This is a genomic window from Pseudomonas berkeleyensis (genome assembly GCF_014109765.1).
GTDB classification, from domain to species: domain Bacteria; phylum Pseudomonadota; class Gammaproteobacteria; order Pseudomonadales; family Pseudomonadaceae; genus Aquipseudomonas; species Aquipseudomonas berkeleyensis.
In genome coordinates this window covers 1596120-1609077 of the sequence record NZ_CP059139.1, presented here as the reverse complement: position 1 = coordinate 1609077, position 12958 = coordinate 1596120, and the positions used below count along the sequence as shown (strand labels likewise).

Here is a 12958-nt window from a genome sequence, read left to right as displayed (position 1 = left end):
GCTCAATCCTCCGGTTTGAAAATGACGCGACGCTGCCTGTACATACGGTCGAAGGTAGCGCGATCCAATTGTTGCATCTCGGGAATACGCCCGACGTTACGTACTGCGGCGACGGCGGAATTGTCGAACGGCGCATCGCCACTGGAGCGCGATACGCTGGCGTTGGTCACGGTGCCGTCGGGCAACATCTGAATCAGCAACTCGACGCTCATGCCCCGACGCGCCGACATCGGCCGCTGCCAGTTCTCGGTGATCAGCTTGATGATCAGATCGTCGAGGTTACCCGCCACCTGATCGCCATGCGTCTCGGCCAGCGCCTGCTGGTTCTGCACGTTGTCCGACAGCAGCTCAGCCAGCGCTGCCGCCTTCTGATCCTCGGCTGCCTTGCGCCGTGCATCTTCAGCCTTGCGCTTGGCGTCTTCGGCAGCTTTCTTCTTCGCTGCCTCGGCGGCTGCCGCTTTCTTCTTCGCCTCTTCTGCAGCGGCCTTTTTCTTGGCCTCTTCAGCGGCTTTCTTCTTCGCCTCTTCCTCGGCGCGCTTCTTGGCGATATCGGCCTGACGCTTCTGCTCGGCAGCTTTCTCTGCCTCGGCTTTCTTCGCGGCTTCAGCCTTGGCTGCCTCGGCCTTTCGAGCCTCCTCGGCACGCTTTTGTTCCGCAGCCTTGGCTGCTGCTACCTTCTGCTCTTCGGCCTGGGCCAGCTTCTGTTCTTCGGCCTTTTTCTGTTCCAGTCGCTCGGTTTCGAACTGCGGCGCCGAGGTTTTCTGCGCCTCACCCGCCACCTTCTGCGTGGTCTGGGTGGTGGCCTGGCTCTGCGATTGCAGTTGGTACAGCGTAGCCTGTACCACCGGGCGCGCCGGAGGCAGTTCGGGCGTGAAGGCGAAACTGACGAACAACATGGCGAACATCAGAACGTGCAGGCCCACGGCCCAAACGATGGGCCAGAAGTAGCTTTCCGATTGCGAACGCTCGGTCTGCTGCATCAGGGAGCCTCGGTAATCAATCCGACGTTACCCACGTCGGCCTGTTGCAGACCACCCATGGCCGCCATCACGGTGCCGTAGTCGACCGACTTGTCGCCACGCACGAACACCTGCACCTGCTTACCCTGACGGCGGTTCTCGGCAATGATCGCCGTTACCGCCTGAGTCATCTGCGGCAGCGTGGAGGCACGCTCCTGCTCGGTGTCGACGTCGACCTCGCTGCCCATGTTCCAGTAGTAGGTCTTGTCGGCCTTGATGGAAATGGTCAGTACCTGGGCGTCATTGTCCTGCGGCAGCGCTTCGCTGCTGACCTTGGGCAGGTCGACCTTGACCCCCTGGTTGAGCATCGGTGCGGTGACCATGAAGATGACCAGCAGTACCAACATCACGTCGATGTAAGGCACCACGTTCATCTCGGCTACCGGCTTACGTCTTTTGCGAATTCTCGCCATGGCTAGAACCTATCCTCTTCGCGCGTCTTATTCTTCCGAGGTATGCACTTTGCGGTGCAGGATGGCCTGGAACTCGTCGGCAAAGGTGTAGTAACGACCGATCAGCATCTCGCCACGGGCAGAGAAACGGTTGTAGGCGATGACCGCCGGAATGGCGGCGAACAGACCGATGGCCGTGGCGATCAGCGCCTCGGCGATACCCGGCGCTACGGTGGCCAGGGTTGCCTGCTGTACCTGAGCCAGACCACGGAAGGAGTTCATGATGCCCCAGACGGTACCGAAGAGACCGATATAGGGGCTGGTGGAGCCGACGGTCGCCAGGAACGGCAATGCGGTTTCCAGTTTTTCCTCCTCGCGGGAGATGGCTACACGCATGGCGCGCGACACGCCATCCATCACTGCGTCAGGATCGACGCCCTGCTGCTGACGCAGACGGGAGAACTCCTTGAAACCGGCACGGAAGATCTGCTCCAGACCCGAATCCGGATCCGGGTTGCTGCCCGCCTGGCGATACAGCTTGGACAGATCGATACCGGACCAGAAGCGATCCTCGAAGTTGTCCAGGGCACGCTTTGCTGCACGCAGTGCATTACTGCGCTGGAAGATCATCACCCAGGAAATGACCGAGGCGGCCACCAGGGTCAGCATCACCAGTTGCACCAGCAAGCTGGCGTTACTGATCAGACTCCACATCGACATATGGTCAACGGCGTTGGCGTTGGCTTCCACGCTTACTCTCCTGCTTCAGATAGACCCGCGCCCAAGGGCTCGGCAAAGGCTGCGCGCAATGTTTGCGGCATGGCCCGGGGTTTCAAATTTTCGGCGCCGACACAGGCCACCAGGAACTGCCCTTCACAGAGCAGTTGATTATCCGCAGCCCGCCTGACCTGTTGACGAAAACGCAGGCTGGCACGGTTCAATTCGATCACATCGGCGCTGATCACCAGCTCGTCGTCCAATCGCGCCGGCGCGTGGTAGCGCGCCTCGGCCGAATGCACAACGAACAACAGGCCCTCACCCGCGAGCGTCGACTGGGCATAACCCAGCTCACGCAGGCGCTCGGTGCGAGCCCGCTCCATAAATTTGAGGTAATTGACGTAGTAGACGATGCCACCCGCATCGGTGTCTTCGTAGTAGACCCGGCAATGATGGCTGAACGGCTGGACTCCGTTTTGCGCGCGCATACTCTAGTCCCCGGCCTGTCGCTTGCCAATCCGGCCTGGTAACAATTTTTTCGTCATTCATCACCTGCTGAAAAAAGATCGGCATTGGGCTGCTCACCCAAGCGCTTCGGCGTGTTCAGGCCAAAGTGCAGATAGGCATGACGCGTGACCACTCGCCCGCGAGGTGTGCGCATCATGTAGCCCTGCTGGATCAGGTAGGGCTCGAGCACGTCCTCGATGGTATGACGCTCCTCGCTGATGGCTGCCGCCAGGCTGTCGACACCGACCGGCCCACCGTCGAACTTCTCGATCATGGCCAGCAATAGACGACGGTCGGAGTGATCGAAGCCACGTTCGTCGACATCCAGCAGATTCAGAGCCAGGTCGGCGATTTCGCGGGTTATGTGCCCACGCCCACGAACCTCAGCGAAATCACGCACGCGGCGCAACAGGCGGTTGGCGATACGCGGCGTGCCGCGCGCGCGACGGGCGATCTCGTAAGCACCCTGATCCTCAATGGGCAGGCCGAGGATTCCGGCAGAACGCGTGACGATGGTCGCTAGGTCGTCGATACCGTAGAACTCCAGGCGCTGCACGATGCCGAAACGATCCCGCAGCGGGTTGGTCAGCATACCGGCGCGAGTGGTGGCGCCAACCAGGGTGAAGGGCGGCAAATCCAGCTTGATCGAGCGGGCCGCCGGGCCTTCGCCGATCATGATGTCGAGCTGGAAGTCTTCCATGGCCGGGTACAGCACCTCTTCGACGATGGGCGAGAGGCGATGGATTTCGTCGACGAACAACACGTCGCCGGATTCCAGATTGGTCAGCAGCGCAGCCAGATCACCAGGGCGCTCCAGCACCGGACCGGAGGTGCTCTTGATCGAAACGCCCATTTCCTGGGCGATGATATTGGCCAGCGTGGTCTTGCCGAGACCGGGCGGGCCGAAGATCAGCGTATGGTCAAGCGACTCCTTGCGACCACGAGCAGCCTGGATGAACAGCTCCATCTGCTCACGCACGCTCGGCTGGCCGATGTATTCGGCCAGCTTCAGGGGGCGAATGGCCCTGTCCTGTTGCTCCTCGCGCTCACGCGGGCTGGCGGTAATCAGGCGATCGGCTTCGATCATCGCAATACTTCCATCGACCTTGTCACGCCATGCCGCGCAACGCGCGACGTATCAAATCTTCACTGCTCAAACCATCTTCCTTGATTGCAGCCACGGCCCGGCTGGCCTCCTGGGGCTTGTATCCCAGGGAAATCAGCGCGCTCACGGCATCATTCTCCGCGCTTGAGACTGCCAGGGCAGACTGAGGTTCAACCACCAACGGTGCAATGGACGGTATCGACTCCCAGGCCTTGAACCTGTCCTTGAGCTCGACCAGCAAACGCTCGGCGGTTTTCTTGCCCACACCAGGCACCTTGACCAGCGCAGCGGTATCTTGAGCCTGCACGCAACGTACCAGCTCATCGACCTCCAACCCCGACATCAAGGCCAGAGCCAGTTTCGGCCCCACCCCGTTGAGCCGAATCAGTTCGCGGAACAGCTCACGCTCGCGCTTTTCGAAGAAGCCATAGAGCAGATGCGCGTCCTCGCGCACCACCAGATGGGTATGCAGGGTTACCGGCTCACCCACCGAGGGCAGACGATAAAGGGTGGTCATCGGCACTTCCAGCTCATAACCGACGCCATTTACATCCAGAAGCAAATGCGGAGGCTGCTTCTCCGCCAGATTACCGCGCAAACGTCCGATCACCGGCTTGTTCCTTCACTTGCTTTATAAACGGAGACGACCGCCGCGCCGCTTGGCGCCGGCCAACCCATGGGGGATCAGACTCTGTCGGTGGTGCGCATGGCACAAGGCGATACCCAGGGCGTCGGAGGCATCGATCTGCGGTTTCTGCACCAACTTGAGCAGGTGCATGACCATCATCTGCACCTGCTGCTTGTCCGCTGCACCGGTGCCGACCACTGCCTGCTTGACCTGCGTGGCGGTGTACTCGCTGACTTCCAGGCCCGCCTCTACTGCCGCAACGATTGCCGCGCCGCGAGCCTGACCAAGTTTCAACGCCGAGTCAGCATTGCGTGCCATGAACACCTGCTCGATGCCCATGGTTACCGGCCCATGCGTACGAATCACCTCGCTGACACCACGAAAAACGATCTGCAGGCGCTCGGCCAACGGCCCGTTGCCGGTGCGAATGCAGCCCGATGCCACGTATTCGCAGCCACGCCCGGTATCGCGCACCACACCGTAACCGGTGATACGCGAGCCTGGGTCGATTCCGAGGATCAAGGTCATATCAGCAACTGTCTATTTATCCAGTTAGCGAGTATACGGGGCGCCCTGCACGCCGTCATCCGCCACACATGGTTAAAAGTCGCGCCGCACGACGAAAAAAACCGGAAACGCTGCACAGCGCTTCCGGCTTCTTCATTCATAACCCGAGCAACCCAGGGAATATGCCCCAATTGCATCCGGGCTAGGCTACCTCAGCCGAGCTGTTCCATGATCTCGTCGGAAACTTCGGCGTTGTGGTAGACGTTCTGCACGTCATCCAGATCTTCGAGCATATCGATCAGCTTGAAGACCTTCTGCGCGGTTTCCAGATCGGTGATCGGCGCACTGATCGACGGAATCATGGCGATCTCAGCCTCATCGCTCTTGAAGCCGGCCGCAGCCAAAGCCTCGATCACCGCGTGGAACTCGGTGAAGCTGGTCGACACCAGGGCAGCGCCCTCCTCGCCCATTTCCACGTCATCGGCACCCGCCTCAAGCGCCGCTTCCATCAATGCATCTTCGTCCACGGAAGCGAAGCTGATCTGCCCCTTGCGCTCGAACATGTAGGCGACCGAGCCGTCGGTACCCAGGTTGCCACCACACTTGGTGAAAGCATGACGCACTTCGGCGGCGGTACGGTTGCGGTTGTCGGTCATCACTTCGACGATGATCGCCACACCACTTGGCGCATAGCCCTCGTAGCTGAACTCGACGACATTGTCGGCTTCGTTGTTGCCGGCACCGCGGGCGATGGCGCGGTCGATCACGTCGCGGGACATGTTGTTGGTCAGCGCCTTGTCCACAGCCAGACGCAGACGCGGATTGTCCGCCGGGATCGGGCCACCGTGCTTGGCGGCGACCGTCAGCTCACGAATCAGCTTGGTGAAGATCTTGCCCCGCTTGGCGTCCTGACGCCCCTTGCGGTGCTTGATGTTGGCCCACTTGGAATGACCAGCCATAACTCACTCCGTTTTTTCCACTGATAAATGCCAGGGCATGGTCGTGCATGCCCCATAACGAAGAAGCCTGGAAATCCAGGCTTCTTCTACAGGCTTATTCGGCCTTGGGTTGCTCGCGCAGGCGGATATGTAGCTCGCGCAGCGACTTGCCGTCCACTACACCCGGCGCCTGGGTCATGACGCAGGCCGCACTCTGGGTTTTCGGGAAGGCGATCACTTCACGGATCGACTGAGCGCCCGTCATCAGCATCACCAGGCGATCCAGACCGAAGGCCAGACCACCATGGGGCGGCGCACCGTACTTCAGGGCGTCGAGCAGGAAACCGAACTTCTCCTGCTGCTCGTCTTCACTGATGCCGAGCACGCGGAACACGGTCTGCTGCATGGCCTTGTCGTGGATACGGATCGAACCGCCACCCAGCTCGGTGCCGTTGAGCACCATGTCGTAGGCACGCGACAGTGCGGCGGCTGGATTGGCCTCCAGCTCCTCGGGAGTGCACTTGGGCGAGGTGAACGGGTGGTGCATGGCGGTCAGGCTGCCGTCGTCGTTTTCCTCGAACATCGGGAAGTCGACGACCCACAGCGGCGCCCACTCGCAGGTCAGCAGGTTCAGGTCATGGCCGAGCTTAATGCGCAGCGCACCCAGGGCTTCGCTGACGATCTTGGCCTTGTCGGCGCCGAAGAACACGATGTCGCCATCGACAGCGCCAACGCGATCGAGGATGACATTGATGTTGTCCAGCGGGATGTTCTTGACGATCGGCGACTGCAAGCCTTCGACGCCGGCGGCGCGCTCGTTGACCTTGATATAGGCCAGCCCCTTGGCACCGTAGATACCGACGAACTTGGTGTAATCGTCGATCTGCTTACGCGGCATGCTCGCCCCGCCCGGTACACGCAGCGCGGTGACGCGGCATTTCGGGTCATTGGCTGGACCGGCGAAGACCTTGAACTCGACGTCCTTGAGCTGATCCTCGACATCCACCAGCTCCAGCGGGTTGCGCAGGTCAGGCTTGTCGGAACCGAAACGACGCATGGCTTCGGCCAGAGTCATGTGCGGAAGCTCGCCAAACTCGACGTCCAGCACTTCCTTGAACAGGTTGCGCACCATGGTCTCGGTGATATCCATGATGTCTTTTTCATCGAGGAAGCTGGTCTCGATGTCGATCTGGGTGAATTCCGGCTGACGGTCGGCACGCAGGTCTTCGTCACGGAAACACTTGGCGATCTGGTAGTAGCGGTCGAAGCCGGCGACCATCAACAGCTGCTTGAACAACTGCGGCGACTGCGGCAGGGCGAAGAAGCTGCCTGCGTGGGTACGGCTCGGCACCAGATAGTCACGCGCGCCTTCCGGGGTGGCACGGGTCAGGATCGGCGTTTCCACGTCGAGGAAACCGTTGTCGTCCAGATAGCGGCGGATGCTCGAGGTGATGCGTGAACGCAGCTTGAGCTTTTCGGCCATTTCCGGACGGCGCAGGTCGATAAAGCGATAGCGCAGACGGGTTTCTTCGCCGACATCGGTGTATTCGTTGAGCGGGAACGGTGGGGTTTCCGCTTCGTTGAGTACTTCCAGCTCGTAACCCAGCACCTCGATGGCGCCAGACGCCATGTTCGGGTTGACCGCACCTGCCGGACGCAGACGCACCTTGCCGGTGATCTTGACTACGTACTCGCTGCGCACGCGGTCGGCTTTGGCAAAGGTGTCGGCACGATCCGGGTCGAACACCACCTGGGCCAGACCTTCACGATCGCGAATATCGAGGAAGATCACCCCGCCATGGTCGCGGCGACGGTGTACCCAGCCGCAAAGGGTGATTTCCTGGCCATCCAGGCTCTCGTTCAGTTGGCCGCAATAGTGGCTGCGCATCATGATCGTGTTTCGCTTCTCTAAAGGTCTTGGATTGGTCAGGCAGCCCCCAATGCACCGGGCAGAGGCCACACCGCGGCGCGTGTCCAACCGCGCGCCGCGCTTCGATAAAGAGCGGGATTATATAGGGTAAATCGCCGTGACGCAGCCGCCTGGCGGATGGCTTCTATAATGAAGAAGCCTCCATCAGGGAGAACCATCATGCCTTCACCCCGCTCTGCCGACCTCTCCAGCGATCTACTGGAGGACTTCCGCCTGGATGCAGCCGAGCAATTCCCACGTTGCGAACAATTATTGATCGAACTGGAGCGCGCACCGAAGAGCCGCGAGCGCCTGCGCGAACTCTTCCGCCTGGTTCACACGCTCAAGGGCAACCTCGGTTACATCGATCTCAATACCCTGATGCCCCTACCGCAAGCCATGGAGGATGTGCTCGAAGCACTTCGCAATGAGCAGTTGGAATTCGACAGCCTGCTCGGCGATATCCTGCTACTGAGCCTGGATCACCTGCGCGCACTGATTGATCGCGCACTGGGCAGAACGAACGCCCTCCCGAGCTCAATGCAGACCGAACAACTGTGCCAGGCGCTGCAGGCACTCGCCGTGGCACCAGCGGCGGAACAAGGGCACATTCGCCGCGAACTGCTGCAGCAGATGGATCCCAACACGCATCTGCAAGCCCCTCAAATCCCGACAGGGAGCCGAACCGACGCGCTGCTGGCCCGATACGGCATCGCTCCACACCCGGATCTGCAATTCTTCGCAGCCCTGACCGAAGCAGCAGAACAGCGCTCAAGCTACTGGCGCGGACGCAACCTGCGCCTGCTCGACCTGGCACTGAGCATCAACGCCCTGGGTGGCCAAGTCGAAAAACCGGAACAGCTGGCAGCCGCCGTTTGCCTGCATGACCTGGGAATGGCCTTCCTGCCGCTGGAGCTGTTACACAAGCAAGCTCATCTCAGCCGTGATGAGCGACGCCTGATGCAAGGTCACCCCCGCCTGGCAAGCGACCTGCTGAAACGCATGCCAGGCTGGGCACCCGCCATGGAGATCGTCCTGCAGCATCAGGAAAACGTCGACGGTAGCGGCTATCCCAAGGGGTTGCGCGAGCTGGAAATCACCCCTGGCGCACTCATCCTGCAGATCGTCGATACCTTCGACGCACGCACCCACGAACGCGCTCACCAGACCCTGAGCAAGCGCCCCCTGCTCCGCGCGATACTCGAAATCAACAACCTGGCCGGCCAGCAGTTCAGTGCTCACTGGGTCGAAATATTCAACCGCGCCCTGCAACAGAATCCGGATCTGGCGCACGGCCGAGGCCCGTATCACGACAGTCTCTAGAGCAAGCTACCGACGCGCTCACAGCCCGTGAAATTTCTTTATGGAAATGAACCGCGCACAGTTGATAGCTTCTAAACATCGCTTTCATTGATACAAGCCAGGATCATCCCGACTCCCTGCATGTTAGGCTTCTGCCAATATTGCGGGATAAAAACCCTGGCTCACCTGATAGGAGAAAAACCATGGAAATCAATATCGGAATCGCCGAACAGGATCGCGCCGCCATCGCCGAAGGCCTTTCGCGCCTGCTGGCCGATACCTACACGCTCTATCTGAAGACCCATAATTTCCACTGGAACGTCACCGGCCCGATGTTCAACACCCTGCACCTGATGTTCGAAGGGCAGTACACCGAGCTGGCACTGGCCGTCGATGCCATTGCCGAACGTATCCGCGCCCTCGGCTTCCCGGCACCAGGCACCTACGCTGCTTACGCACGCCTGTCGTCGATCAAGGAAGAGGAAGGCGTCCCCAGCGCCGAGGACATGATCAAGCAACTGGTTCAAGGCCAGGAAGCCGTGGTGCGCACGGCACGCGGTATCTTCCCGCTGCTGGACAAGGTCAGCGATGAGCCCACCGCCGACCTGCTGACCCAGCGCATGCAGGTACACGAAAAAACCGCCTGGATGCTACGCAGCCTGCTCGCCTCCTGATCCCGCTCAAGGCCCGGTCATCCGGGCCTTTTCATTAGGCAGGCACGCCCAGCCTGATCTATGCTCTGGCCATTCGCCAGCGAGTTTCCGAAGCACATGAGTCAGCCAGCCAAGCCCCCCAGCATCATCGAACTGTATCCGGAGGAAACCCGCGAGGCTGCGGCGCTGCTCAAGCAAGCCGTACCACTGATGATGCGCCACGACATCCCGCCCAACCCGGTGCATTACGCGCTCTGGTACACCTACAGCCGAGGCAGTGAACCGGAACTCAATCGTCGCCTGGACAAGGTCGTCGAGGATTTCGATGTATTCCCCCCTGAAACCGCCAGCAAGCTGTTTCGCGACTACATCATCCGCGGCGAACTGGAAGAGGCACGCGCAGGCCAACAGCAGGTGATCGAACTGGTCGACGACATCGAGGGCGATGTCTCACGCAACATGCTCGGCAGCAAGAATTACCAGCAAAGCCTCACGCAGGGGCTGAGCGCCCTGCAGGAACCGATCATCGACGACCTGCCCAGCGTGCTCAACGAACTGCAGGAAAGCACCCAGTTGATGCAGGATCAGCAGGAGAAATTCCTCTACCGCCTGCGCGCCGCCCAAGATGAAATCAAGCACCTGCGCAGCCAACTCGAACGCGCGCACCTGGCAGCGACACTGGATAGCCTGACGCGCGTGTTCAACCGCAACGCCTTCACCCGCCTGCTGGAGCAGGCACTGAAAGAGTCCTACCAGGGGCTCGCCCTGGTGATTCTCGATATCGACCATTTCAAGCAGTTCAACGACCAGTACGGCCATCCGCTCGGGGATCGCGTGCTGCAGCATGTTGGTCAATTGATGCGCGACCTGCTCCCGCCGCGCGCCTTCGCCGCGCGTTACGGCGGCGAAGAGTTCTGCGTCGTGCTACGCGACTGCCACAACCTGGCCGAAGTACTCGATTTCGCCGAGCAACTGCGCAACAAGATCCAGGCCCTAAGGGTCAAGGTTCGTCGTACCGACCAGGTACTGGATAGCATCACTGCCTCATTCGGCTGCGCCCTGGCCGAAGTGGACGACACCTTCGAATCACTGCTGACCCGGGCCGACGACGCCCTTTACCAAGCCAAACGTGGCGGGCGTAACCAGGTTCACCCGATCACCAGCGAAACCATGCTAAGCGCTTGATTTGAGAAGCCTCCTGCTTTGCTGTTAAATACGTCGCGCGCCACATTCATATCCTGAGGCGCAACGACGCAACACACCGGCACGCGCCATGACCGTCCATCTGGTCAACGACAAAGCGCGCTCGCCTCGCAAAGCCGTGAGTCATCATTCAATCAGTGAGTTCATCGAAGATGTTGAAGATTGCCCATCTTGTCGCGGGGTTCGCCGCCCTGCTGCTATCCGCCGTACCCAGCCTTTCCACTTCATTGCTCAATACACCTGACGCCATCTACCTGGCCCTTGTCGGCCTGCTCAACCTGCTGCTTGCTGCACAACAACCCGCCAGCCTGAATGGCACCCGCCAGCAACTGCAGGGCCTCGCATCGGCACTGCTGATTCTCGCAGCCGTCGTTCAGGGCCTGATTCTGCTCGCCCCTCTGCCCAATATCGGCGGCCAGCCTGCCATATGGCTGACCTTGCTGATCGCAGTCATCGCCATTGCCGTGCAGTTGAGCAGCCAACTGCGCCCACAAGCTGGCCACAACGACGTGCGCAGCTCGAGCTCGGCCCAGACCAGCCAGCCCAGCAGCCAGGAAGACCGCGAGACCGGTACGGTCAAGTGGTTCAACACCTCCAAGGGTTTCGGCTTCATTTCCCGCGATTCAGGCGAAGATATCTTCGTGCATTTTCGCGCCATCCGCGGGGAAGGTCACCGCGTGCTGATCGAAGGACAGCGCGTGGAGTTCTCGGTCATGCAGCGCGACAAGGGTCTGCAAGCCGAGGATGTCATCGCCGCAGCGCCCTCACGCCGCTGAATTACGCCGAAAAACGAAAGCCCGCGATCTCTCGCGGGCTTTTTGTTGCCTGCCATCCCGCAATCCTTCAGCCAATCGCTTGACCCCAGATCACTCCTGGCGCTTTGGCTTGACTCAGTAATGCGGTGGTGGTGCTTCGTCTATCGCGATACTCGCTTGCCCCTGTGCCTCTTCCTGACGTCGCGCCAGAGCCATTACCTGCAATTGCAAGCGCTCGATGCGCTTGTGCTGCTCGATCAGTTCATCGTTCAAGGCCTGAATGGTGTCATCCTGGAAAGCCAGGCGACTCTCAAGCTCCATCACACGAGCCTCGAGACTCATACCGGCTCTCCCGCGAACTGAAAGTCCTCGGTCAGCACCAGGCGCAGCTTGTCCTTGAGTTGGAGCACCTGTGCATCCGTATAAGGTTGCGCCGGATGCCGTCCCCACACGGGGGCAGGCCAGGCAGCGTCGTCACGCCGACGAACGATGACATGCATATGCAACTGACTGACAACGTTACCCAGTGTGGCCACGTTCATCTTGTCGGCAGCGAAAGTGTCCTTGAGCGTCTCGGCCAGCAGTGTGGTTTCGTGCCAGAGCTGGCGCTGATCGGCGGCATCCAGCTGAAACAACTCGCTGACCTCCTCACGGCGTGGCACGAGGATGAACCAGGGGTAATGGGAGTCGTTCATCAACAACAAACGACACAGGGGAAAATCCCCGATCAGCAGACAGTCCTGCTGCAAACGCGAATCCAGGGCGAACATGACGGTTCTCCTCACTCAATCCCAACACGCAAACGCAGCGCCTGACCGGCACAACGCGATGGGAGCGAAGCATACGTGGCTGCAGACGACAATTCACCCTGGCCACACGCACCACAGCAAGGCAGCCCGTGCATATTCGCACCGCCGGCGCGCACCATTTTGTTTCTTCCCGTAATAGCCGCATCCTGCCGTTACCGCTGGCGGCATCGCGCAAAGCGTCATCGCCGACCGTCGGGCGTGTATCGATCACACGCAGCAACACCGGGCAAACCCTTGAAAAACCCAGCCCCGGTGACACGCGAAGCACGATCGCGCACCGAAAAATCAAGGTTTTAGCGGCGACCGATGAATTTGAGCACGACTTTTGCTATCTCTCTCGACAATGCTCGGCACGCCGTGCAGTCGATCAATAACAGCGGTCCCAGGCACCTCAGAACCGCGAAGGCGTCGGCATTAACGGAACGCAAGTGCAGAACTACAGATTTGCGACATTCTTCATAAGGCCATGCGACAGAGCCATAAACGAAGCCGCAATGAATAGACTGCAACTATC

The 12958-nt window shown here is 60.3% G+C and carries 16 protein-coding genes and 1 pseudogene; 6 read left to right on the top strand and 11 right to left on the bottom strand.

Going from position 1 to position 12958, the window contains the following annotated elements:
* Nucleotides 1–2 precede the first annotated feature (2 nt).
* The 9 genes from tolA to aspS all read right to left on the bottom strand — a co-directional run bounded on the left by tolA (nucleotide 3) and on the right by aspS (nucleotide 7704).
* Nucleotides 3–983 carry a cell envelope integrity protein TolA gene (gene tolA, locus HS968_RS07420; protein WP_182371583.1) on the bottom strand — a complete coding sequence of 327 codons (981 nt, stop codon included), beginning with the start codon at nucleotides 981–983 and terminating at the stop codon, nucleotides 3–5.
* Nucleotides 980–1432: a protein TolR gene (gene tolR, locus HS968_RS07415; RefSeq protein WP_106739337.1), complete on the bottom strand. Its 453-nt coding sequence runs from the start codon at nucleotides 1430–1432 to the stop codon at nucleotides 980–982. Before tolR ends, tolA begins: the two co-directional genes overlap by 4 nt.
* A 27-nt stretch (nucleotides 1433–1459) precedes the next feature.
* Entirely contained in the window at nucleotides 1460–2131 is a 672-nt protein-coding gene (gene tolQ / locus HS968_RS07410) for a protein TolQ (RefSeq protein ID WP_119693931.1), read from the bottom strand.
* 32 nt (nucleotides 2132–2163) lie between these two features.
* Nucleotides 2164–2616: a tol-pal system-associated acyl-CoA thioesterase gene (ybgC, locus tag HS968_RS07405; RefSeq protein WP_119693538.1), complete on the bottom strand. Its 453-nt coding sequence runs from the start codon at nucleotides 2614–2616 to the stop codon at nucleotides 2164–2166.
* Between the two features lie 53 nt (nucleotides 2617–2669).
* Entirely contained in the window at nucleotides 2670–3722 is a 1053-nt protein-coding gene (ruvB, locus tag HS968_RS07400) for a Holliday junction branch migration DNA helicase RuvB (protein ID WP_106739334.1), read from the bottom strand.
* A 22-nt stretch (nucleotides 3723–3744) separates the two neighbouring features.
* On the bottom strand, nucleotides 3745–4350 hold the full coding sequence (gene ruvA, locus HS968_RS07395) for a Holliday junction branch migration protein RuvA (RefSeq protein ID WP_106739333.1): 606 nt from the start codon (nucleotides 4348–4350) through the stop codon (nucleotides 3745–3747).
* Nucleotides 4351–4371: 21 nt separating this feature from the next.
* Nucleotides 4372–4896, bottom strand: a complete 525-nt coding sequence (gene ruvC / locus HS968_RS07390; protein ID WP_017361755.1) for a crossover junction endodeoxyribonuclease RuvC — start codon at nucleotides 4894–4896, stop codon at nucleotides 4372–4374.
* A gap of 191 nt (nucleotides 4897–5087) precedes the next feature.
* Nucleotides 5088–5834 carry a YebC/PmpR family DNA-binding transcriptional regulator gene (locus HS968_RS07385; protein ID WP_179624216.1) on the bottom strand — a complete coding sequence of 249 codons (747 nt, stop codon included), beginning with the start codon at nucleotides 5832–5834 and terminating at the stop codon, nucleotides 5088–5090.
* Nucleotides 5835–5928: 94 nt separating this feature from the next.
* On the bottom strand, nucleotides 5929–7704 hold the full coding sequence (gene aspS / locus HS968_RS07380) for an aspartate--tRNA ligase (RefSeq protein WP_106739330.1): 1776 nt from the start codon (nucleotides 7702–7704) through the stop codon (nucleotides 5929–5931).
* 198 nt (nucleotides 7705–7902) lie between these two features.
* On the opposite strand from aspS, the gene HS968_RS07375 reads away from it, so the two are divergent.
* From HS968_RS07375 to HS968_RS26345, 5 genes and pseudogenes are all read left to right on the top strand, one after another.
* Nucleotides 7903–9045, top strand: a complete 1143-nt coding sequence (locus tag HS968_RS07375) for an HD domain-containing phosphohydrolase (RefSeq protein WP_182370760.1) — start codon at nucleotides 7903–7905, stop codon at nucleotides 9043–9045.
* A gap of 182 nt (nucleotides 9046–9227) precedes the next feature.
* A complete protein-coding gene (locus HS968_RS07370; protein WP_119693535.1) occupies nucleotides 9228–9698 on the top strand; it encodes a Dps family protein in 471 nt (156 codons plus the stop codon).
* A 96-nt stretch (nucleotides 9699–9794) separates the two neighbouring features.
* On the top strand, nucleotides 9795–10862 hold the full coding sequence (locus HS968_RS07365; RefSeq protein WP_182370759.1) for a GGDEF domain-containing protein: 1068 nt from the start codon (nucleotides 9795–9797) through the stop codon (nucleotides 10860–10862).
* A 170-nt stretch (nucleotides 10863–11032) separates the two neighbouring features.
* Nucleotides 11033–11296 (top strand): annotated as a pseudogene (locus HS968_RS26555) (cold shock domain-containing protein membrane protein); the annotation flags it as partial.
* Nucleotides 11297–11389: 93 nt separating this feature from the next.
* The gene (locus HS968_RS26345; RefSeq protein WP_179625229.1) at nucleotides 11390–11656 is read left to right on the top strand and encodes a cold-shock protein; all 267 of its coding nucleotides are present in this window, start codon (nucleotides 11390–11392) and stop codon (nucleotides 11654–11656) included.
* Nucleotides 11657–11770: 114 nt separating this feature from the next.
* Here the strand turns inward: HS968_RS26345 and HS968_RS07355 are convergent, their stop codons facing one another.
* Both HS968_RS07355 and HS968_RS07350 read right to left on the bottom strand, forming a co-directional pair.
* Nucleotides 11771–11977, bottom strand: a complete 207-nt coding sequence (locus HS968_RS07355) for a SlyX family protein (protein ID WP_119693532.1) — start codon at nucleotides 11975–11977, stop codon at nucleotides 11771–11773.
* The gene (locus HS968_RS07350; protein WP_182370757.1) at nucleotides 11974–12405 is read right to left on the bottom strand and encodes an HIT family protein; all 432 of its coding nucleotides are present in this window, start codon (nucleotides 12403–12405) and stop codon (nucleotides 11974–11976) included. The genes HS968_RS07355 and HS968_RS07350 overlap by 4 nt, the downstream gene beginning before the upstream one ends.
* 128 nt (nucleotides 12406–12533) lie before the next feature.
* On the opposite strand from HS968_RS07350, the gene HS968_RS07345 reads away from it, so the two are divergent.
* Nucleotides 12534–12818, top strand: a complete 285-nt coding sequence (locus HS968_RS07345) for a hypothetical protein (RefSeq protein WP_182370756.1) — start codon at nucleotides 12534–12536, stop codon at nucleotides 12816–12818.
* The last annotated feature ends 140 nt before the right edge of the window (nucleotides 12819–12958 follow it).